The sequence below is a fragment of the Copranaerobaculum intestinale genome (assembly GCF_009831105.1).
Lineage (GTDB): Bacteria > Bacillota_I > Bacilli_A > Erysipelotrichales > Erysipelotrichaceae > Copranaerobaculum > Copranaerobaculum intestinale.
The window spans coordinates 256,141-277,676 of sequence record NZ_WUUQ01000002.1 but is presented as its reverse complement, the minus strand read 5'-3'; the positions used below and the strand labels follow the sequence as shown (position 1 = coordinate 277,676).

The 21,536-nt window shown below is 40.9% G+C and carries 19 protein-coding genes and 1 other annotated feature; of the genes, 2 read left to right on the top strand and 17 right to left on the bottom strand.

Annotation, left to right across the window (positions count from 1 at the left end; translation table 11 throughout):
- The first annotated feature begins 96 nt into the window (after positions 1 to 96).
- Positions 97 to 2,847, top strand: a complete 2,751-nt coding sequence (locus GSF08_RS06140) for an EAL domain-containing protein (protein ID WP_249805935.1) — start codon at positions 97 to 99, stop codon at positions 2,845 to 2,847.
- A gap of 561 nt (positions 2,848 to 3,408) precedes the next feature.
- Here the strand turns inward: GSF08_RS06140 and ileS are convergent.
- From ileS to hpf, 10 genes are all read right to left on the bottom strand, one after another.
- Positions 3,409 to 6,132 (bottom strand): isoleucine--tRNA ligase, encoded by a 2,724-nt coding sequence (gene ileS, locus GSF08_RS06135; RefSeq protein WP_160624956.1) that lies wholly within the window; start codon positions 6,130 to 6,132, stop codon positions 3,409 to 3,411.
- Between the two features lie 36 nt (positions 6,133 to 6,168).
- Positions 6,169 to 6,378 (bottom strand) — a binding site (T-box leader).
- Entirely contained in the window at positions 6,366 to 6,839 is a 474-nt protein-coding gene (locus GSF08_RS06130) for a DivIVA domain-containing protein (RefSeq protein ID WP_160624955.1), read from the bottom strand. It overlaps the preceding feature by 13 nt.
- Before the next feature lie 15 nt (positions 6,840 to 6,854).
- Entirely contained in the window at positions 6,855 to 7,634 is a 780-nt protein-coding gene (locus GSF08_RS06125) for a YlmH family RNA-binding protein (RefSeq protein ID WP_160624954.1), read from the bottom strand.
- Positions 7,615 to 8,016 (bottom strand): cell division protein SepF, encoded by a 402-nt coding sequence (locus GSF08_RS06120; protein WP_160624953.1) that lies wholly within the window; start codon positions 8,014 to 8,016, stop codon positions 7,615 to 7,617. Before GSF08_RS06120 ends, GSF08_RS06125 begins: the two co-directional genes overlap by 20 nt.
- Before the next feature lie 146 nt (positions 8,017 to 8,162).
- The gene (locus GSF08_RS06115) at positions 8,163 to 8,402 is read right to left on the bottom strand and encodes a YlmC/YmxH family sporulation protein (protein WP_160624952.1); all 240 of its coding nucleotides are present in this window, start codon (positions 8,400 to 8,402) and stop codon (positions 8,163 to 8,165) included.
- Between the two features lie 46 nt (positions 8,403 to 8,448).
- Positions 8,449 to 9,225: a SigB/SigF/SigG family RNA polymerase sigma factor gene (locus GSF08_RS06110; protein ID WP_160624951.1), complete on the bottom strand. Its 777-nt coding sequence runs from the start codon at positions 9,223 to 9,225 to the stop codon at positions 8,449 to 8,451.
- A 79-nt stretch (positions 9,226 to 9,304) separates the two neighbouring features.
- Entirely contained in the window at positions 9,305 to 10,006 is a 702-nt protein-coding gene (gene sigK / locus GSF08_RS06105) for an RNA polymerase sporulation sigma factor SigK (protein WP_160624950.1), read from the bottom strand.
- 5 nt (positions 10,007 to 10,011) lie between these two features.
- Complete coding sequence (locus tag GSF08_RS06100) at positions 10,012 to 10,749, bottom strand: sigma-E processing peptidase SpoIIGA (RefSeq protein ID WP_160624949.1); 738 nt, start codon at positions 10,747 to 10,749, stop codon at positions 10,012 to 10,014.
- Positions 10,750 to 11,103: 354 nt separating this feature from the next.
- A complete protein-coding gene (locus GSF08_RS06095) occupies positions 11,104 to 11,670 on the bottom strand; it encodes a DNA-3-methyladenine glycosylase I (protein WP_160624948.1) in 567 nt (188 codons plus the stop codon).
- 173 nt (positions 11,671 to 11,843) lie between these two features.
- Positions 11,844 to 12,380 (bottom strand): ribosome hibernation-promoting factor, HPF/YfiA family, encoded by a 537-nt coding sequence (hpf, locus tag GSF08_RS06090; protein ID WP_160624947.1) that lies wholly within the window; start codon positions 12,378 to 12,380, stop codon positions 11,844 to 11,846.
- A gap of 522 nt (positions 12,381 to 12,902) precedes the next feature.
- Between hpf and GSF08_RS06085 the strand changes: the two genes are divergently transcribed.
- A complete protein-coding gene (locus GSF08_RS06085) occupies positions 12,903 to 13,757 on the top strand; it encodes a MerR family transcriptional regulator (RefSeq protein ID WP_160624946.1) in 855 nt (284 codons plus the stop codon).
- A gap of 98 nt (positions 13,758 to 13,855) precedes the next feature.
- Here GSF08_RS06085 and GSF08_RS06080 read toward each other — a convergent pair whose 3' ends face one another.
- The 7 genes from GSF08_RS06080 to GSF08_RS06055 all read right to left on the bottom strand — a co-directional run bounded on the left by GSF08_RS06080 (position 13,856) and on the right by GSF08_RS06055 (position 21,494).
- Positions 13,856 to 14,800, bottom strand: coding sequence for a dipeptidase (locus GSF08_RS06080; RefSeq protein WP_160624945.1), 945 nt, complete (start codon positions 14,798 to 14,800; stop codon positions 13,856 to 13,858).
- A gap of 2 nt (positions 14,801 to 14,802) precedes the next feature.
- Positions 14,803 to 15,789, bottom strand: coding sequence for a zinc dependent phospholipase C family protein (locus GSF08_RS06075; protein WP_160624944.1), 987 nt, complete (start codon positions 15,787 to 15,789; stop codon positions 14,803 to 14,805).
- 107 nt (positions 15,790 to 15,896) lie between these two features.
- The gene (locus tag GSF08_RS06070) at positions 15,897 to 17,984 is read right to left on the bottom strand and encodes a peptidoglycan-binding protein (RefSeq protein ID WP_160624943.1); all 2,088 of its coding nucleotides are present in this window, start codon (positions 17,982 to 17,984) and stop codon (positions 15,897 to 15,899) included.
- Positions 17,985 to 18,084: 100 nt separating this feature from the next.
- Positions 18,085 to 18,210: a hypothetical protein gene (locus GSF08_RS11655; protein ID WP_283809454.1), complete on the bottom strand. Its 126-nt coding sequence runs from the start codon at positions 18,208 to 18,210 to the stop codon at positions 18,085 to 18,087.
- A 120-nt stretch (positions 18,211 to 18,330) separates the two neighbouring features.
- On the bottom strand, positions 18,331 to 19,632 hold the full coding sequence (locus GSF08_RS06065; RefSeq protein WP_160624942.1) for a hypothetical protein: 1,302 nt from the start codon (positions 19,630 to 19,632) through the stop codon (positions 18,331 to 18,333).
- Between the two features lie 265 nt (positions 19,633 to 19,897).
- Positions 19,898 to 20,047: a lipoprotein gene (locus GSF08_RS06060; protein WP_160624941.1), complete on the bottom strand. Its 150-nt coding sequence runs from the start codon at positions 20,045 to 20,047 to the stop codon at positions 19,898 to 19,900.
- Between the two features lie 130 nt (positions 20,048 to 20,177).
- Positions 20,178 to 21,494, bottom strand: a complete 1,317-nt coding sequence (locus GSF08_RS06055) for a hypothetical protein (protein WP_160624940.1) — start codon at positions 21,492 to 21,494, stop codon at positions 20,178 to 20,180.
- Between the last annotated feature and the right edge of the window lie 42 nt (positions 21,495 to 21,536).

Here is a 21,536-nt window from a genome sequence, read left to right as displayed (position 1 = left end):
ATCATGCATTGTATACATAAAATAAATTTGCTATACTTATCATAATAATTACCAATCGGTAAAAAACACGACATATCCTTCGTAAGAGGTGCAGGCATGGCAAAAAAATCATGGATTATACAAGGGATTATCATTCCGGGCATGTTAATTATTGCGCTGCTGGTTTCAGCGTTTTTTTCATTATCATTTATCGATAATTTACAGGGCAATGCCCGCGTCATTAACTATACCGGAATCGTTCGCGGGGCAACCCAGCGGCTGATCAAGCAGGAGCTGAACCATATTCCAAACGATAAGCTGATTACGAAAATTGATGGTATCTTATCCGAACTGCAAAGCGGTAAAGGTAATAATCATCTGATTCGTTTGCCTGACAAGCAATTTCAAGAGCAGCTTAAAGATATGCAGAAGACTTGGAAAAACATCCAAAAAGAAATTCAAAACGTTCGAGCGGGACAGGATGCAGAAGCATTGTTCAACCTTAGTGAGACCTATTTTGAAATGGCTGATGATGCGGTTCGCTATGCTGAGAATTATTCCGAGGACCGCGTTGATGGTGCTCATGATGCGCTTTATTCAGTAGCGATCATCTTTATTTTACTGACCGTGCTCGGCAGCTTGTACGCATTGCTTCAGCAGCACCGCCGCAATCAATTGATGATCGCGGAAAATGAAAATCGAGAAAAAAGTGAATATCTTTCCCAGATGTATCAAGCATTCCGTGCCCCCTTGGAAGAAATTTCCGAGGTTGCTTATATTGCAGATACAAAAAATCATGATTTGCTTTATTTAAATGAAGCCGGACGCAAATCCTTTGGTATCAAGGATATCCAGGGTCAAAAGTGTTACAAAGCACTCCAAGGGCTTGATGCTCCATGTCCATTTTGTACCACCTCCAAGCTGACGGTAGACAATAATTATACCTGGGAATTCACCAACTCCATCACCCACCGTCATTATTTGTTAAAAGACCGTCTGATTGAATGGGAAGGCAGACCAGCCCGCATGGAAATCGCTTTTGATACAACAGAATCAGAAAATGAAAAATTGGAGTTAAAAACTTCATTGGACTCGCAAAAAGTGCTGATGGACTGTGTTCGAGTACTTTATGAAGAACAGGATTTAGATACAGCTATTCATTATGTTCTGGAACAGGTAGGTATATACCTGCAGGCAGATCGATCCTATATGTTTGAAATACGGGATGCCGTCGGATACAATACTCATGAGTGGTGCAAAGCGGATATACCGAAGCAGATCGACTCTCTCCAGGGAATACCCATGCAGCTATTTAAACGCTGGATGACAATTTTTGAGGAACGTAACTGTGTTATCCTGGAAGACCTTGAGTCTATTCACGAGTCAAATCCTGAGGAATACGAAATCCTGTCCCAGCAGGGCATCCGCATTTTAGTAGCTGCCCCGTTGGAGCAAAACGGCAAGATCACCGGATTTATAGGAATTGATAATCCACCGGCAGCGAAAATAAAAAACATCGTATCCTTCTTACACACACTGCGATTCTTTATCATGCTGGCAGTTCGCCGAAGCATCAGTGAACATAAGTTATCAGAATTATCTTACCATGATACTCTGACCTCATTCTTCAATCGCAACCGGTATATACAGGACATCGCCGACCTAAAAGATTACCATGACTCACTCGGCGTTGTTTTCCTTGATTTGAATGGTTTAAAAGATACCAATGACCGCTTTGGACATGAACGAGGAGATGAAATGCTCGTTCGCTGTTCCAGTATGATACAAGGCGTGTTTAAGGATGCCTCTTTATACCGTATCGGAGGAGATGAATTTGTAATCCTATGCAAAGGATTCAGCGAACAGTTATTTTATACCAAGGTTCGGGAATTGAAAGTTTGTTTTAAAAAGGATACGCTCTGCCATGCGGCGATCGGATCAAAATGGGTCAAGCAAATTAAGAATATCCAATATACGATTTCTGATGCGGATGCTGATATGTATCTGGATAAAATGCTTTACTATCGCGATCATCCAAAAACAAGCCGGTATCGCAGCCACAACGATGAAATTTTACCGCTCGGTGATCCTAAAATATTAAAAGATAAAATTGATCAGCGGCAATTTGTCGTTTATTTTCAGCCAAAGGTTTCCTCGGATAATCGTTCGGCTATCGGAGCCGAGGCGCTGATTCGCTATCAGCCTAAGAAAGATTCCCTGATTCTCCCCGGCAACTTCCTGCCGCTCTTAGAAGAAGTACAGGAAATCAGCCAAATTGATTTCTTCGTTTTCGATTATGTCTGTTCAAAAATCAAGGAATGGTCAGATCAAGGTAAGAAACTCATGCCTATTTCTGTGAATTTTTCCCGCTGTTCCCTGCAGGAGCCGGCATTTATCGATCAATTGATAGCAATTTGCAATAAACATCAGGTTCCTAGAAAATATCTGGAAATTGAAATCACCGAAGATATCCGCGGAACCGTCGGTCTGGATATAAAAGAGCTGGTAGCGCGTATCCGCAATGCCGGGTTTATTGTTTCAATTGATGACTTTGGTACTGAATATGCGAATATATCATTATTGACCTCGATTGAATTTGATGTATTAAAATTGGATAAGAGTTTGATCGATGATATTGTAACCAATGATAAATCTAAGGCAATCATCAAGGCAATTTCAGATTATTGTAAACAAATGAAGATCACATTAATTGCTGAAGGGATCGAGAGCGAAGAGCAGTTGGACGTGCTGAAGCAATGCGGTGTGCAATTTGCTCAAGGCTACTTATTCAGCAAGCCGGTTCCAATCGAACAATATGAGCAGCAATATCTGAACAGCATCCAGGATGAAGGAGCAAGTACAGCATGATATGACTGTACTTTTTTCTTGTACAATTTTTCATTGACATTACCCAAAAAGCCATGTATTATTTAGTTAGCCAAGGTTAACAAGCATATGGAATACTAACCCATATCTATTCGATAGTTGTATCAGAAACTCCTTTTGACAAAAGACATCCACAGTTATCAATTGAACTTTCATGCTTCTGCTTCTTTCATACATTCTTACCCTTATTGTAAAAGAATGAGCTTGGCAAGGAAATCACGTTTTTCACTTACATCATAATGATAATTGAAAACTTGAAAATCGCATTTTGAGAAGAAAGCAGAATGATAGCTTGAAAGTAATTAAAAGAATTTACAGGATTGATTATCGGGCAATGATCAATCCTAAAATTCTTTTTCATGTCATGCTTTATGATCCATTCCTCAAGTCTATATAATAACAAACAGGAATCACAAATTTGTGGTTCCTGTTTGTTTATTATCCATATCTTCATACTTTTTACAACTTTCAAAAGCTGTGTCAATCAAGAAAAAGAGAGCATCTGCTTCAGCAGTTCTCTCTTTTTTCTAAAATATGTGATTGTTATTTTAAAACTTTCGCGCAGCGATCGCACAGTCCATCTTCACGGGTTGATTCCGTAATATTCCAACAGCGAGGACATACAACCCCATTGCATACTTCCACCTTAATCTGAGCGACTTCATAAGGCTTCAATTCCACATTGGTCAGGGTCGCTTCCGAAACGATCAGCCACTGAGCCAAACGTTCACCCAGCATTTCATCAATCAGTCGGTTATCATCATCACTCACATGAAGGAATACATGTGCTTCCAGAGATTTACCGATTATTTTTTCGGCACGGGCTTCTTCCAGCGCCTTCAGCACATCATTGCGGATAACCAGAAGCCGTTCCACTTTTTCTCGGATCGCATCAGCATTTTCAACTGCAAATAACGGTGCAAATTCACCTAGGTGAATACTTTCCGCTTCGGTATGGAAGAAATCATTGACTTCTTCACACGTATGAGTAAGAATCGGTGCCCACGCACGAAGCAGCACATCGCAGGCATGATACAGCACGGTCTGCATCATCCGACGCTTTGGATCATCCTGTTTTTCAATATACAGTACATCCTTAGCATAATCCAGATAATAAGCGGACAATTCATTTGTCATCAGATTTGACAGCATCGAAGTGATATCCGAAAAGCGATATTCCTCATATGCTTTCTTGGTTTTTTCATTGACATCATTTAAACGAATCAGCATGTATTTATCCAAATCGTCTAATTTTTCAACCGGCACCAGATCCGCTTTGGTGAAATCCTCAGGGGCGATATTACCTAACAGAAAACGGAATGTATTCCGCACCTTACGATACATTTCTGAGCACTGCTTCAGTATTTCATCTGACATACTGCAATCAGCCTGATAGTCAACGCTGGTTGCCCATAAACGCAAAATATCGGCGCCGTATTTCTTCGTTACTTCAGCCGGTGATACGGCATTGAACTGACTCTTTGACATTTTCATGCCCTTGCCGTCCATGATGAAGCCATGACTCAATACCTGCTTGTACGGAGCACTGCCATAGTAGGCCGTTCCGATGATCAGAGAGGAGTTGAACCAGCCGCGGTACTGATCACTTCCTTCGAAGTACAGGTCAGCCGGGTATGCCTCTCCGCTTGCTACCATGCTTCCGGTATGAGAAGATCCGGAATCAAACCATACATCCATGATATCGGTTTCCTTACGGAATTTCCCGTTCGGTGAACCCGGATGTGTATAGCCATTCGGAACCAGCTCGCCGGCTTCCCTTTCAAACCATACGTTGGTACCGTGTTCGCGCACCAGCTCAGCGATATGTTCGAATACCGCTTCTTCCATGATCGGGGTTCCGTCTTCTGCATATAGAATTGGGATCGGTACACCCCATGCACGCTGACGGGAAATACACCAGTCACCGCGGTCAGCAATCATATTATGCATGCGGGTCTGTCCCCATGACGGTACCCAGCTGATATTATCTATTTCATTGAGAACCTTCTCACGAATTTTATCGATGGATGCGAACCACTGCGTCGTAGCACGGAAGATGATCGGCTTCTTCGTCCGCCAATCATGCGGATAGGAGTGCGTGATCCATTCCATTTTCAAAAGCACACCCAGCTCATCCAGTTTTTTCACTACGGTCTTGTTGGCATCATCGACATACTGACCTTCTAAGAATGCTCCTGCCTCTTTCATCATACAGCCCTTTTCATCAACCGGACAGAATGCTTCCAAGCCATATTTCATACCGACGTTAAAGTCATCGACACCATGACCCGGTGCGGTATGTACACAGCCGGTACCGGCATCCGCGGTAACATGATCACCGAGAATGACTAAGGAAGTACGATTCATAAACGGATGCTGAGCGGTAATGCCCTCCAGCTCTTTGCCCTTATATGTTTTGACAATGTTCTTTTCGGATAATCCAAATTTTTCCCAAAGGGAGTCCACAAGTTCTTCCAATACGATAAACTTCCCTTTTTCACTCTGTACAACGGCATACGTAAAATCGGCATTCAGACAGATCGCCAGATTTGCCGGAATCGTCCAAGGCGTCGTTGTCCAGATAATGAAGCTTTCATCACCTTCCAGCACGCCCTTTGTATCGACGACCGGAAACGATACGAAGATCGTCGGACTCTTGATATCGTGATATTCGATTTCGGCTTCCGCCAGCGCCGACTCACTGGATGGACTCCAGTATACCGGTTTGCGGCCTTTGTAAATCAGACCCTCCATCGCCATTTTCGCAAAAATTTTGATCTGATCTGCTTCGTATTCCTTGGTTAAAGTAATATAAGGATGATCGTAATCACCCACTACTCCTAATTTCAAGAAGCCTTGTTTCTGCTTCTCCACCTGTTCCAGCGCATAATTGTAACAGAGCTTGCGAAACTCGGCAACACTCATCTGCTTGCGGTCATGCCCCAACTTGGTGATCGCATGCTCGATCGGAAGACCATGCGTATCCCAGCCCGGAATATATGGTGTACGGTAGCCCATCATATAATGAGAGCGTACAATGACATCCTTCAATATCTTGTTTAAAGCGTGTCCGATATGGATGTCCCCATTGGCGTACGGCGGGCCATCATGCAAATTGAAGGTCGGTGCACCATCACGCTTTTCCAGCATTTTATGATACATATCCGCCTCTTTCCAGCGTTTTTGAAACAACGGTTCTTTCGTCGGGAGCTTACCTCTCATTTCAAATGCGGTCTTCGGCATCCTCAGTGTGTCTTTATATTCCATACTATTTCCTCCTTTAAATAAAAAAACGCCCTTATCGCTAAGGACGTAAAATTACGCGGTACCACCTTAGTTCATATGAATTTCATATGCCCTCTGCTTCCTAACGCGGAAGGTGACGGATTTCCTTACGATACTTAGGGAAATCAGCTCCCAGGTGATATTTTCATCATTCCTCTGCCGCTTTCCACCAGCCAGCGGCTCTCTATAAGATTTCTGATCAAAACGAGTCCTGTTCATCGCTTTTCTTCTGTACTATTCAATAACTCCATATCCGGGATCGGGGGAACCTCAAAGGCATTCAAGGCCTTCTCCAAAACATCCAGCTGTTCCTTCATCGAGCCCTTCAGCTGCGCTGCTTCTTTGCCTAAACCGGCAATATCAAGCAGAATGCTGCGGGCTGTCATCAGCGCTTCCTTTACGATCACATCCGCATTCTGTTGGGCGGTATTCACGATCGTATTGGCTTCCCGCATGGCCAGCCGTGACATATCCTCTGCGGCTTTTTCCTTTGCGGCCAATCCGGTTACGACAAACTCATACTTTTGCTTGATGTCCTTCAGCTGTTCCTCAACATCCTCACTGCGCATGCGGTATAGTTCAACCTTATGGGTAAGCATTGCTATTTCATCATGCAGCTTCATCAGACAGTCATCTACCTGAAAACGATTATAACCGTTTTTCATTGTATCAAAACGCTTCTCGTCCACCAGCCTCACCTTCCCTTAACAATACCTGCCAATTTCCACTACCGCATTGCTTTTCTGTGTTCGGCGCATCGTATCATGTACGATAAATCGACCATAGCCGCGCACTGAAACAGTACAATCATTATTACATAAACTTGCTGTTTCTTCAAGCGTTACATGATTAAGTTTCACCAGTCCTTTGCTGATCAACTCCTGAGCCTTGCGCCGCGACAAATGTGTGATCGCGGCCACAATCGTATCAAAGCGCATTGATGAGATCACTTCGGTTCGCCACTCGATTTTCACATCCCGTTCAATGTTATCTTCACAGCGAGTAAAGGTAATTTTAGCCCGGCCGATCTGTGTCAAATTCTGTATCAGATAGCACGCTATCGCCGCCGTACAAAACAGATAGATCACGCCGTCCTCAACCAGTATATCGCCAAACACATTTCGCTCAATTCCCAGCTTCATCAACGCTCCCAACACATCACGATGCGACAGCTGATGATATTTATCCGCATACTGTCCTTTCAGCAGTGTGATTTCAAAATCCCTTTCATGCTCCCACCAAAGCGGTGCCAGCAGTATCCGGCAATTCTCCGCAGCCGCATAACCGCCCCAACGATCAAGCAAGCACCGCCCACTTATGACCTGCTGCACAATTTCCTGTTGATCGACAGTCAAAAAAGGAGTAACAAACGGTATTTGCTGACGATCTACCTGATCTTCCAGATCAAGCAGCCGTTTTACAAATTCCTCGTTACCCCGATAAAAATCAACTGTACGCTGATGATTAATCCTCTTCACTGGCATCTAAGTTGATTTCACCGTTGACATTGATCGTCTTAGGCGTACACAGAATGACATTGTGTCCGATCTTCTGGATCGTACCGTCTAATGCAAATACCACCCCGGTTAAAAAATCAATTGTCCGCTGGGCATATTCTCGCTGCAGCTTATGTAAATTGACAACTGCCGCACGATTTTCCTTTAAACGGCGAGCCACTTCTTCCGCTTCATCGAATGAACGCGGTTCAAACAATACCATTTTGGTATCGGCTGACATTTTATTTACCACTTTTGATTTCGGTGCTTCGTATTCGGAAATGCTTACTGCTTCCTCTTCCTCTAGCTCCAAAACTTCATCATCATCAATCGGTGCGATAAATTCCTTTATCTTCTGGCTGAAACCCATAGAGAACCCTCCTACTATACAAATCTTCTTATCTAAGGCCTATTATAACATAAATAGATTAAGGGGTTAAACCTTATCTGCTAATTTTTATAAAAGATCACCAACAAAAAATAAGAAATTCCGACAAAATTTCTTATTTCACGTTTTTATTTGAGTTTCACCAGAATCACATCAGTTCCGATATTGATGATATCACATACACTGAAGGACAGTTCTTCACAGGGAAAGAACCAAGGAAGCATCTTATTTACGATCCGCGGCGGTTTCGCGACCGTGAACAGCTGAATCTGGAAATTACCGTCCAGCTCGCTGTCTACGATATGGCCAAGGATTGCTCCATCCTGCATATTCACTACCTGCTTACAGGAAAGTTCACTCATTTTCATTCTATCACCTGTTTCAGTATATGCGCCCAGGTGAACATTTCGACCATTAATTAAAGTTTTTCTTTAAAACGGCGATCGCGCTTTTCTCCAGCCGGCTCACCTGCGCCTGCGAAATTCCCAGTTCACTGGCAATCTCGGTCTGGGTCATATCATCATAGTAGCGCTTTTTGATGATATCCATTTCTTTGGGATTCAGTGCCTTCATACTGTTTTTTAAAGCCAGTACATTTTCCAGCAGTGCAATTTCATCCTTGTCATCACGAATCTGATCCATGAGATACAATTCATCGCCATCACTGTTATAGACCGGTTCAAAGATTGAGATTACACTCTGTACGGAATCCAAAGCATCTACAATATCCTTTTCCTTTACCTCCAGCTGGGCAGCTAAATAAGCCGTAGAAGGCTCATGCTGATGCTCATGGATATACTCCTCTTTCAGCTTAAATGCCTTATATGCCAGATCTTTTAAATGCCGGCTTACGCGAATCACCTGATTGTCTCTTAAATATCGCTTGATCTCCCCCATGATCATCGGAACGGCATAGGTGGAAAACCGCACTTCATGTTTCAAATCAAAATTGTCAATGGACTTTACCAGTCCGATGCAGCCGACTTGAAACAGATCATCCATATTTTCACAGCGGGATGAAAAACGCTGTACGATTGATAATACCAGTTTCAAATTACCCTCAATCAGAATATCTTTCGCCTCTTTTTCCCCGTTTTGAAGTCTCACAAACAGCTCTTTCATCTCCTTATTCGTAAGTACCTTCAAAGCAGCGGTATTGACCCCGCTGATTTCCACTTTGTAACGACTCATGATATTCCTCCTAGCGATACTAGCAGTCTTCCCGTGAGCCGTTTGTTTATAAAAAAAACAACTGGTAATTCCTGTCAGGCTACCCGTTGTTTTGTTTCATCTGGTTTTTTAATTTATGGATAATACGCTTTTCCAGTCGGGAGATATATGACTGGGAGATGCCTAAGCGCGATGCAATATCTTTCTGGGTCAATTCCTCATGCTCGATGCCATAGCGCATCTGCAGGATCTGACGTTCTCGTTCCTTGAGACACTTCATGGCATCTAACAGCTCTCGCTTGTTCTCATTACGTTCAAATTCCTTTGTGACTACGTCATCATCGGTTCCCAAAATATCGCTCAGCAGTAGTTCATTGCCGTCATAATCAACATTCAGCGGTTCGTCAAAGGATACTTCTACCTTGCGACGGCTCTTTTTTCTTAGATACATGAGAATCTCATTTTCGATACAGCGGGAAGCATAGGTCACCAGCTTGATATTCTTATCCCGTTTAAACGTATTTACCGCCTTGATCAAACCGATACTGCCGATACTGATCAAATCCTCCATAAAGATCGGATTGGTTTCATAACGCTTGGCAATATATACAACTAACCGCAGATTATGTTCAATCAAGGTGTTGCGTGCTTCCTCATCTCCATCCTCCAGTGCAATCAGCGCTGCCAGCTCCTCATCCTTCGACAGCGGCTGAGGCAGCACATCATTTCCCTGAATATAAAGTACTTCCTGATGATCACGATACCGAAATAAAAATGCCCAAAGTCTTTTCCATATGTTCATCTTCTTCACCTCGTCAATACATGGAGATTCAACAGACATTCGCAGTGCATCGGAATGATGCCCTGACGATCAAAGCAAATATATGCAGGCTGTTTCTCACAGCCTCTTACCTGCAGCTCACACGGATAGACCCGTATCGAGCTGGTTTGATTCATAGTATTCATTACTACTAATTCTATGTTCTCATTTTTGAAATATTCATAAAATCTGGAAACCGCGAATATAATAGGAATTTCATGATATGTGAGCACATTTCCACTGTCCAGGTAGCCATAAATATGAAATTTTTTCTGCTTTGTATAAAGCTCAGTTTCGTAGATATACTGGGCCTGGGTAATATAATATTTCCATTTTCGCAAGCATGCGATCAGGGCAATGCCGGCAATCACCCAAAAGTACAAGATTGCGTAGGTACCGATTGGAACAAAATAGATCAGCAGATGAAAGCTTCCGCCATACAGAACATAGCAGGTCAAGGAAAAAAGCAGCCGCAGACTATAAGCTAAGGCAAACACTTTTATATGCAGCTTGAACCAGAAAATACAGGACAGGATTTCCGCTCCCAGCATCAGCAAGGGGGAAAAGGAGCTCCAGCACAGCACTGCCAACAAGGAAATAGCGAATGTATAGTGTAACATCGTTCTGCGGCTCATGCGGTCAAGCAGCAGGTAATGTGCCAGAACCAGTGAAAGCATCATAATGAAAACATTATTGATGAACGTAACCTCGATATAACTGCTCATGCCCCGCCTCCTGTGAGGACAAGTATAGGCGAATAAGCTGCTCATAATTTGTCAGTTTGGCTCAATAAAAAATTAATTTTATCCTTGCTATTTCGTATCTTTCATGATTAAAGAACAAGTGCGAATTGAATATATCAAGTTGATTAACAAACAAAAAATGTCCAGCTTTGGACATTTTTCAAAAAACTGCTGAATTAGGAATGGTTATGGCGAACCAGATAATAGATCAAGCCAATGACAACACACAGCAAAATGATTGCAAGCATACCTGCGATCCAACCAAATTCACTATCCCATGCGATACCGATACCCATCCTCACATCCCTTTCCTTTCTTTTCTTATTATAAGCGACCTTATACTTCCCTTTGTGGACTCAAAAAGCATTTTGGTTCGTGATCGTTTACGACTCCAACCGCCTGCAGGTAGGAATAAACAATAACCGTTCCGAAGAATTTCATACCCCGCGCTTTCAAATCTGCCGCAATTTGATCGCTTAGCGCGGTATGAATCGGCATGTCCTCACCCTGTCGGATGATGATCTGATGATTTGTATACTGCCACAAATATTCATGAAAGGAGCCGTATTCTTCCTGAAGGGAACGAAAAATCTTCGCGTTTGAAATCGCTGCCCGGATTTTAAGTTGATTGCGGATGATACCTTTATCCTGCATTAGAGAAGCGACCTTTGCTTCATCATAGTGCATGATCATATCCACATCAAAATTATCAAAGGCACGGCGGAAATTTTCCCGTTTTTTTAAAATCGTAATCCAGGACAGTCCCGCCTGAAATGATTCAAGAACCAGCATTTCAAATAATTTATGGTCATCATAGACCGGTCTACCCCATTCTTCATCATGATAACGGACATAAATATCATCCACATTCTCAGCCCAGCAGCAGCGTTTCTTTTCACTCATCCGGTATCCCTCCTGTATAATGACATTGTACTCTGATTGTACGTGATCCGCAAATATCCTCTAAAAATACATACCTTTTCTTTCATCAAAATGCTTCAAGAATCCTGCAAAATCATGCTAGGATACATCAAGCGTAAAAAAACGGTTCCATCCTTTAGGAACCGTTTACTTCTTTATTCTGTTTCGATCAAACCATAACCGCCGTCATTACGCTTATAGACAACTGCGATTTCCTCATCCTCTTCATCACGATAAATAAAGAATGAGTGGTTCAGCATCTCCATACGCATGATAGCTTCATCCAAATCCATTGTTTCAGGCACGATGCTCTTCGTTCTGACAACTTCATCCTTGTCTTCCTCATAGGCATCATCCAGCTCTTCATATTCCGCAAATGCCATCGCGAGCTTTTCTTTATTCTTGCGGGACAGACGCGTCTTCTGACGACGAATCTGGTCTTCCAGCTTATCTACAACCAAGTCAATTGCCGCATACAGATCATCATGCACCACCTCTGCACGAAGCACCGCAAACTTAGTTGGAATCGTAACCTCTATTTTCTGCTTTGTCGGATAAACACGTACGACTACATTGGCAATCACAGACTCATCAATAATAAAATACTTTTCCAGAGAGGACAGCTTGCGCTCAATCTTCTCGGCAATCGCCGGCGTAACCGAAATGTTTTTTCCGTAAATTTGGACTTTCATAATGAATTCCTCCTTCTATTTACTTTTATTATATGCGAAAATTAAGCGATTAACAGGCTTACATTTTGATTCCCTTTCTGCTATACTGTAGGTGTACGGAATGAAAGAAAAAAATAGTTATTGATTACATTTATTTGAAAGCTTATGGAAGCACGAAAGTAAATGTTTTTTTATTTCATAAAATGAATGATATGCGTCAATTTTACTGCGCACGGAAAGAATTGCTTTCGATTGAACAGAAAGCTTTTTATCGGTAAATTCTAAATCTATACATCAAATGAATTCATATTTTTCTTACTTTCTGGTTGACTCTCCTCTTACAGGAGGCTTTAAGCTGATCTCAATAGGAGGAATTATGATGGAAAATTGTACCGAAGTAATCCAACATCTCCTTGTGAATGAAAGGATCACTTGTCATGTATCACGATCAGCTGCTATTTTCTAATATTTTCTTGGCAGTAAAAGCCGTTATCAGCTGTATAAATTCAATAAGACCTTTCAATAGAAATAGGAGGATATGATATGAATAACCAAAAGCTGCCAAAATGCTCGAAAGTACCTGAAGCACTCTACCGCATCGGCGTCTTTTCCCAAATGAACAAGGTAACGATCAAGTCGCTGCGCCATTATGACGATATAGGTCTGTTAAAACCTCATGTCATCGATGAAAGCAACGGTTATCGTTACTACACTTCTCAACAGCTGCCCAAGCTTCATCAGATTCTAGCACTAAAAGAGATTGGATTTTCCCTGGATGAAATTCAATCGGTTATTGACGGTGCTTCAGAAGAAAAGCTTCTGTTGAAGAAAAAGAGTGAACTATTATCATCAATGGCCGAATTGGGTAAGAAGATAGCAGGCATTGAAAGCTACTTGATCCGTGATACTAGAAACAGCGGATATCATGTAATTACCAAATCACTGCCGGAAGTAATCATTGCTTCCATGCGGATTCAGATGTCCGGTTACCAGGAACTGTTCGATCGAATGCCGCAAATGGGGCTGGAAATGGAAAAAGCAGGTTGTGAATGCGCTGAGCCGGATTATTGTTTCACGATCTATCATGATGAGGCGTATCGAGAATCCGATATCGATGCACAAATTTGTCAGGCAGTTACAGAATTGAAAGAAGATACAGACAGCATTCAGTTTACCAGACTTCCAAAAATCGAGCTTGCCGCCTGCACACTGCACAAGGGTCCTTATTATCGGCTGCCCGAAGCGTACAGTGCGATCATACAATTTATTGAAGAAAGCGGCTATGAAATTATCGGACATCAGCGGGAATCCTACATCGATGGGGTTTGGAATAAAGATTCACCAGAGGAATGGCTTACCGAGATTCAATTCCCGATCCGAAAAAAACAGTCCGATTAAAAAGTCTTACCATTCTGAATTGACCATATAGCATTCATTCATAATAAAAAATGCAGACTGAGCGGTCTGCATTTTCAATACATACTTATGATGTTTTATTATGGCAAGGTTGTTAAAAACAGATTGCGGGCGTTGTCAAAGCACACCATCCGGATTTCTTCCTCAGTAAAACCGCGTTTTGCCAGTGCGTTAGGAAAAGCCTGGGCATAACGGGCATCCGGCATACCATCTACCATTTCATCTTCAACGGAATCCTCATAGAAATCCATGAAGTCAAAACCACAGGCAAGATAAGATGTTCCAAATCTTTCTTTGATATAGGCAGCGTGATCAGCCAACGCATTTACATCACAGCGCTGATGATCCTTCGATACAAACATATAAACTGCATTCATACCGATCAGCCCTCCGCGTTCACAGATTGCCTTTATCTGATCATCATTTAGATTGCGGGCATGATCGCTCAAGCTGCGGACATCTGAATGGGTAGCAATTACCTTTCCTTTGGTATGCTTCATGATATCCCAAAAGGTTTTCTCATTCGCATGGGAAACATCGATCACCATATTCAGCCGATCCATCGCTTTTACGACACGGACTCCTAATTCACTCAAGCCGCAGGCCGGATCCTGCGGTGCTCCAGCCGCTAGAGCATTCTCCTCATTCCATACAAGTGAAGCAAGCCGCACTCCCTGCTCATACATCCACTGCACTTTTGCTTCCGGTTCCTCTTTGATACCGCACATTCCTTCAACACTCATGATTGCATGTAATGATAAATCATCCGCATCCGGCATATCTGCTTTCCTTAAAATATGCTTAAAATATTTTGAGTGATCCAATTCAACCCGGGTTTCATGAATCATCGTCTGCATTGTTTCCCAATCCTGAGTACCGTCAAAAAAGGATGCCATACAAACGACGGATATACCGCCTGCCTTCATCTTTGAAGCATGACGAGAATCGATCACGTCTTTTTCTCCCTTTTGATGCTGAACATAAACATCGTAGCCAATATCGGCATGTAAATCAAATAGCTGCATACTTAATCCTCCTCATATATCGGCTTGAAATGAAGCATTTCATAGCCGCTGGCCATACCAGTATCATATGCCTGATCCTGCAAATCTTTTCCGATCAGCGATGCTTCCTGATTTTGAATTATCAATTCCAGCGCATGATCCATTACCTCTACTGCAATATCGATCGCTTTTTCAAACAGATCGATAAACGATTCATTGGAACAGATCCTCAAATCACACGGATGATACCAAACTGCATGTTTCAAATTCAGTTCATCATACGTATCATCTTCCTGTTCCCGCACAATGTTGCCGCTGATCAGCCATGGCCGTACCACCTTTTCCACTTTTTGAATGATATGAAATTTAGTATCGGTAGGATCAAACAGCAGCTTCTGCACATCCATCCAGTCATCCAGCGCCTTGTGAATATCATAAACGCTAATCTTTTGATCTAATATGCGATTAACAACCGGTACATAAATACGGGCGATCGCCTGTAACATATCCCGGTCATATGCACAGATATTATAGAAAGGATAACCGGAAATACGCGTATGATGATAGCGTTTCAGCATCTTGGTATCCATCATGGATTCAAAACGGTGATGCCAGGAATTGGACTGTCCCTTGCAGTTACCGGTCATGTAGAAAATGTAGGGATGCGTGACTTTATCCAATGCCCAATGACATAAATGACCAAGCAAATAAGCTGTCATCCGTTCCTTGATTGCCAGATCATGCTGCTTTTGAATTTCTTTGATCGCTTCTGTATAAAAACTATTCACATTTCCGCGATGCAGTTGATTTCCAATTCCGCTGACAGAATGAGAGCCAAGTCCCTGCCACGGCTTCGCATTATAGAAAAACAGGAAATCCGGACCGTTGGTACCGATATAAAAAAGCTGGGGATTACGGGCAATGATTTTTTTCAGTTCATCCTTATGCTCCTCCTGAAGCTTTTTCACAACCTCTTCTCCGAAAATCTTATGCGTAATAATATTTGGCATATCCATACCTCCATTAATATGCCCTTATTATAGCATCAAATATTCCTTTTTACCCATTAAGACACCAACTTATAAAAACAGATCCGCTGATTACGGATCTGTTTCTGCTAGGTTGTCAATTCCTCGAATACCTTATTTATCTGATACCAAGTCTGCTGCCCGATAACTCCGTCTGCTTCCAGTCCCATCAGCCGCTGAAACGCAATGACCGCATTGCGAGTTGAGCTGCCAAAAATTCCATCAGCGGTAATATCCGGTATGGTTTTATAATAAATCGCTATCGTTTTTAGCCTTGTCTGCATCAGCTGGACATCGTTGCCGGTAGAACCAACGCGTAAAACGGTTCCCGGAAACGGCGGCAGTCCCTGCGAAGGAAGATCCCCCTGATCCACTTCCAGAGCTGTCTTGAATATCTTATTCCATGTCTCCTGTCCGACAATGCCATCCACAGTCAGTCCAAAAGTACGCTGGAAATCCTTTACAGAATTGGTAGTAGACGGACCGAAATAGCCGTCTGCGACAATGACCGGCAGATTTGTGTACTGCTGAGATACCAGATTCAGTGCTCCCTGCAAGGCCTCTACATTACTTCCGGACGCACCTTCAGAAATTGTAAAACCAGGATACGGAGGCGGTGTCCAAGGCGGTGTCACTGTTGATTCTAAAGTTGAGAATACCTCAAAAATACGGTTCCATGTACCCTGCCCTACGATACCATCCTGAATCAGATTGAAGGCCTTCTGGAAAGCCAGAACTGAACGTTCCAGCTGTGTACCGAAACGGCTGTCAATCGTTACATCGGGAATCTGCGGATAGAACTGTGCGATCGAAGACAGATAGAACTGCACTTGCTGTACATTCACACCCTTATCACCGATACGTAGCACAACTCCTGGCCATTCACCGCTGAATGCATCTTCCTCACGGCCAAGACTCGTTAATTCAGCAAGCTTGCGCACTGCCACATAGATAAAGGATATCTTATACCATGTATTTTTGCCGACAATGCCATCCGGAGTAAGATTAAACTGCCGCTGGAATACTTTCACCGCATCTTCTGTAGACTGTCCAAAATTACCGTCTACCGGATAAATCGGTTTGATATTCGGATAATTAACTGCAATCGCATTCAAAAATTCCTGAATCATAAAGACTTCCTGTCCACTGCTGCCTAAACGCAGCGGTGTGCCCGGATATGATCCGGAAACATCCTGAATATTGTTAGACTCCACGATCTTAATATTATCCCCATAATAGTATTTTAAAATTTGCAGTGAATCATAACCGCGGTTGGCCAGATCCAGCGTACCCCATTGCTTCATGCCAGGACATGTCGCAATCTTGCCGTCACAATATTCTGCATAAAATGGTTCATGGAAATTTGATTTCTGAATATATTGGTTGAATACGTCATCAACAATAACGGACACTGTATCATAAATATTACGGTTCTTCACAAATGCCTGATCATATGCTGTACTATTGGTTATATCAAAGTTATATCCTTTGCTTCGATACCACTCCGTATAAATCCGGTTCAATGCAAGTGAAATCTGTGCCCAGATATTCGCCCGAAGCGCCTCATACGGCCACGTCGGATAAATTTCAGAGCTGCAAACATTCTTAATATAATAAATAAAGTCCACTGTAACATTTTCAGCGCTGGCAGTCGGTCTCCCCAAATGAACGGTAATCTTTCTGGGAATGATTACCTGATCTAATACAAACGGCTGCACATCACCTTCATTGAAATTATCACGGATCGATTGTCCGGTATTATTTCCCCCATAGTTCGTCAGCAGATGGTGGTCTTCTATGGTATTGACATTACGTTCGGTAGAGGTTCTGATGCGAGTGGGAACAAGCGAAAAAAACAATTCAGAGCGCTCCCCCGCAAAAATTTGTACACCGATGCGCTCTTCTGATTCAAATCCAATGATTCGAGCTTCTACATTATATTGTTCATATGGCCGATAATCATTGCTTTCCTCTAAAGAAAGATCGCGATCCGGTGCATATAGCGCAATAATTTCGGTACTTCCCTCCTGATCAGTCATGAAATAATCTTCAAACACAACCTCGTTATTATTAACTTTATATACACGAATGGTTACATTGGCAATTGGCATAGCCTGATCGGCGATGAAGGTTTGTACCTGTAAATATCCTGTAGCGATACTATCACCCCCTGACATAACCTATGTTACCTACCCAGATTCGTCAGGTATAAACGCCCAGTTTCAAATAGAAAAAGAAGGCATATCACCCTCTTTTCTTCACCTGAGGCGAATGTATTTAGAAAATTACAGAAATCGAACGATCCACCATAACCTTCTGTTCCTGCTTTGGCTGTAAAGCTTCCCCACTCAACAGACCACCGGCAAGCAGTACCGCAAAGACACTTATCAACAACTTTTTCATAATATGTCTCCTCCTTTCCATCTCTATCATAAAGAAAGGAAAAGACGGTCTCCAGACGGTAAAATACCTAAAATACAGAACCGGTAAAAAATCCTAACATTCTCATAAATTAGGGAATTTTCATTGCGTCATGCCTAGTTTTTCAAAGAAATGATGAAATAATACATAGCCGCGGTTATTCTTCGCATTTAAACTTAACTCATACGTGAGAACCCGGATCAGTACATCATCTTCCGGCATTACCAGCGGTAAGACCTCATATTCCAAGTAGTTGTTTAGCGTAATCAATTGTTCATCATGAAGATACTTCATTTGAAAATACGTGTGCATATTCAAAAATTTCTGATCATCTGTATGGTGATGCAATTCCAGATAAGCGGAAGGAATTTTTTGATGAAGATGATGATAACAGCTTATTAGCATCACCTTGCTGTGAACCTCCATCATTTGATTATTCAACAGATATTCACTCAGGATATGGATAGCCTGCTCATAATTTTTCAGTAAAAATAAAATGCATCCCTTATGATATGTATATTGTGATATTTTACGCTTTAATGGCCATTCAATCTTTTTGATTGGCATATCTGCTTTGTATTTATATTTTTCAAATAAGGAAGTCACATTATTATCCGCTTTTGTTATGACATCCTCAACATGAATACGGTCGGTATAATACATTGCCGTAATCTGTAAGTCATAAACATCAATCAGACGAAAATAATTACGGGTACTTTCCAGTATAGGTATCAATTCATTCGACAGCGCGGTAAATTGATCAAAGTCATCTCGGTCATGAATAGACTGTATATAATTTATTCGATTTGGAAGAAAGGTGCTGGATTCATACGGAAATTTTTTAATATATGAAAAATAATCCTGATTGGATGTGGTATGAAGCCGATAGTATTTAAAAATCAAATCCATCATCATATCGCGTACATCCCTAGGAAATCCCATACATATTTGTAAGAGCACCTGCATTTCCTCCAGACTTGGAAACTGATTATGTAAATAATAATTGGTAAGCAGGGTTGTGATCCAGCGGATATATTGAAAGTAAATATCCGGGTGACAGTCCCCGATAAGATTTTCTATTTTCCCGTAGATTTCCTCGATGTCATGTAAATTATATTTGGTTATGGCATCGTTTAAATTGGCCAAACGTACATGCAGCTTTTTATAAAGTTCATCGTCGTAGGCCATTTGAAGTCCCAACCGCTGTAGCAACTGACCATAGAAGCGATGATTGATTTCCCTTTTCTCAACACTCATGCGCCGATATGTTTTGGTATCACAAATATGCTCGCAGAAAGATTCTTGATTGAAGGGCTTGTGATCCGATGCCAGTTTCTTCTGACGAATACGTTCACACTCAATTAAAGCACCTACTGCGAGGAAATAATCCGTATTCTCTATCATTCAAACTCCCTCTTTCCCATTTTGTTTATTTTAACATAATCACTTTGTCTGCGTATAGCAGTCGGACATGCAGTCTTTCATGATTTTGTCCCTTGTCTGCAAAAATCGGCGAAAAAGTCCAAATATAAAAAAAGAGGACTCTCCCTAAGTCCTGCTTTTCACCATGTTCGATTGTAAGTTTAGCTCCCCAGCTATATGTAGATGTGAACATGGGTTCCACCCGCGTATGTGAGATTTGAGATACCTTCTACGCAATCAACGATAATTAAGCAATTAATCCACCACTTCTATCAGCAATTAATCCACCACTTCTATCACTTGTTTTAGTAGATATTTCATTATTTTCTGAATTATTCACTATAAAACATCCTGCCAAAACAGCCACAACTGAAAATCCAACAATTAATTTTTTCATGGTCTAATGACCCTCCTTTTCTCTTTACAGAAACATCATAAAGGCCATGAAATATTTTATCTATGCACCGAAATACCCATAATCCTGCTTTTAGCAGAATTTAAACAAAAATAAAAAAATGGGTAATTTATTAGTTAATTAAACCCATTTTTTCAATAAATTCTTGGAGAACTTGATAATTAGAAGTTGCCTTCGCCAAATTATTAATTTCGAAAAATAAAATTCTTATGAGCAATGTATCTTCTGGAAGAATATAATTCAACACATATTTTTTAATGTACTTTAACCTTTCCCTCAAATTATTATTCTCAAGTTTGAAAACATAATATAAGAATAAAACATAATGTTTATTACTTGTATCATAAGTTCTGCTCAGATTAATATAATTCCTATACTCAACACAATCAAATCCTAATCTATCATAGCAATTAAATAAAAACACTTTACATGCTAATTCAAAGATATCATCATAATTCAAAGATTTTTCAAATGCATCTTTTGCTTCATTATACTGCCTTGCAATCATCAATGAATAACCAATATTATAATAATGCTGCGATAGCTTTGTTTTTATGGTTTTAGAAGTGACTTCTTCATCCTCATGAAAACTTAATTTATTCATAACACGATCTACATTTATATTACATTCATCTATGTCTTTTACTATTCTTGTTGGATCAGTATTAAGATCAGCTATGATTTTTAAATCATAAATATCAAGCATTCTTAAAAACAATCGCTTCTTTTTTAAGTCTTTCAATACTTCTTCAAAAATAAGATAGAATTTATCAAAATCTTGAATATTACATAAAAATTGTAAATAATTTATTTGATTAGGCACATATTTACTTGTTTTTAAATTGATTTCTTTTACATATTTAACATATTCATTATCATCAATAATATTCAATACGGCATATTTATATAATATATCAATCATGACGCTTTTTATATATGAAGGAAAGCCTGCATATACAGATTTCATCATTTCAACATTTATTAAATCCGGGAACTCATTGATTTTATAATATTGATATATGACATCAATTACTTGAATTAAATATTTCTGATAAATATCTTTTTCCGAATTTTTCAATAAATTATTCAATTTATCAACAATAATAAATACTGATTCCAAATCATATTTCTCTATTGCATCATTCAAATTCTGCAATCTATAATTTATCTCCTTATAAAGATCATCATCATAAATCATTTCATAGCCAAGCTTATGAAGTAATTTCTCATAGATTGGAGTTTTCACTTCAAGAGTAGCTTTTTCAATATTACGATATGTCTGCACGCAACAAATCCCTTCACAAAAAGGTATTTGTTTATATGCTTCCTTTTCCTTGGTACCAGCCAATTCCTTGCATTTCATCTTTCTTTCATAACCGATCAGCGTTCCGATTGTTATTAAATAAGATGAGTTTATAATCGTCTCCATCCGTCAAACCCCTTTACAGGTCTATTGTAACAAATAAGAAAT

Bases quoted from the DNA above. Each gene is read 5' to 3' on its own strand.
- GSF08_RS06115 (WP_160624952.1), bottom strand. From the start codon at position 8,402: ATGAAAATGAGTGAACTTTCCTGTAAGCAGGTAGTGAATATGCAGGAT.
- GSF08_RS06075 (WP_160624944.1), bottom strand. From the start codon at position 15,789: ATGCCAAATATTATTACGCATAAGATTTTCGGAGAAGAGGTTGTGAAA.
- GSF08_RS06070 (WP_160624943.1), bottom strand. From the start codon at position 17,984: ATGTCAGGGGGTGATAGTATCGCTACAGGATATTTACAGGTACAAACC.
- hpf (WP_160624947.1), bottom strand. From the start codon at position 12,380: ATGAAAGTCCAAATTTACGGAAAAAACATTTCGGTTACGCCGGCGATT.
- GSF08_RS06125 (WP_160624954.1), bottom strand. From the start codon at position 7,634: ATGCCAGTGAAGAGGATTAATCATCAGCGTACAGTTGATTTTTATCGG.
- GSF08_RS06140 (WP_249805935.1), top strand. From the start codon at position 97: ATGGCAAAAAAATCATGGATTATACAAGGGATTATCATTCCGGGCATG.
- GSF08_RS11655 (WP_283809454.1), bottom strand. From the start codon at position 18,210: ATGAAAAAGTTGTTGATAAGTGTCTTTGCGGTACTGCTTGCCGGTGGT.
- GSF08_RS06110 (WP_160624951.1), bottom strand. From the start codon at position 9,225: ATGAGTCGTTACAAAGTGGAAATCAGCGGGGTCAATACCGCTGCTTTG.
- GSF08_RS06060 (WP_160624941.1), bottom strand. From the start codon at position 20,047: ATGAAAAAATTAATTGTTGGATTTTCAGTTGTGGCTGTTTTGGCAGGA.
- GSF08_RS06055 (WP_160624940.1), bottom strand. From the start codon at position 21,494: ATGGAGACGATTATAAACTCATCTTATTTAATAACAATCGGAACGCTG.
- sigK (WP_160624950.1), bottom strand. From the start codon at position 10,006: ATGAACATATGGAAAAGACTTTGGGCATTTTTATTTCGGTATCGTGAT.
- ileS (WP_160624956.1), bottom strand. From the start codon at position 6,132: ATGGAATATAAAGACACACTGAGGATGCCGAAGACCGCATTTGAAATG.
- GSF08_RS06085 (WP_160624946.1), top strand. From the start codon at position 12,903: ATGAATAACCAAAAGCTGCCAAAATGCTCGAAAGTACCTGAAGCACTC.
- GSF08_RS06120 (WP_160624953.1), bottom strand. From the start codon at position 8,016: ATGGGTTTCAGCCAGAAGATAAAGGAATTTATCGCACCGATTGATGAT.
- GSF08_RS06100 (WP_160624949.1), bottom strand. From the start codon at position 10,749: ATGAGCAGTTATATCGAGGTTACGTTCATCAATAATGTTTTCATTATG.
- GSF08_RS06065 (WP_160624942.1), bottom strand. From the start codon at position 19,632: ATGATAGAGAATACGGATTATTTCCTCGCAGTAGGTGCTTTAATTGAG.
- GSF08_RS06080 (WP_160624945.1), bottom strand. From the start codon at position 14,800: ATGCAGCTATTTGATTTACATGCCGATATTGGCTACGATGTTTATGTT.
- GSF08_RS06095 (WP_160624948.1), bottom strand. From the start codon at position 11,670: ATGAGTGAAAAGAAACGCTGCTGCTGGGCTGAGAATGTGGATGATATT.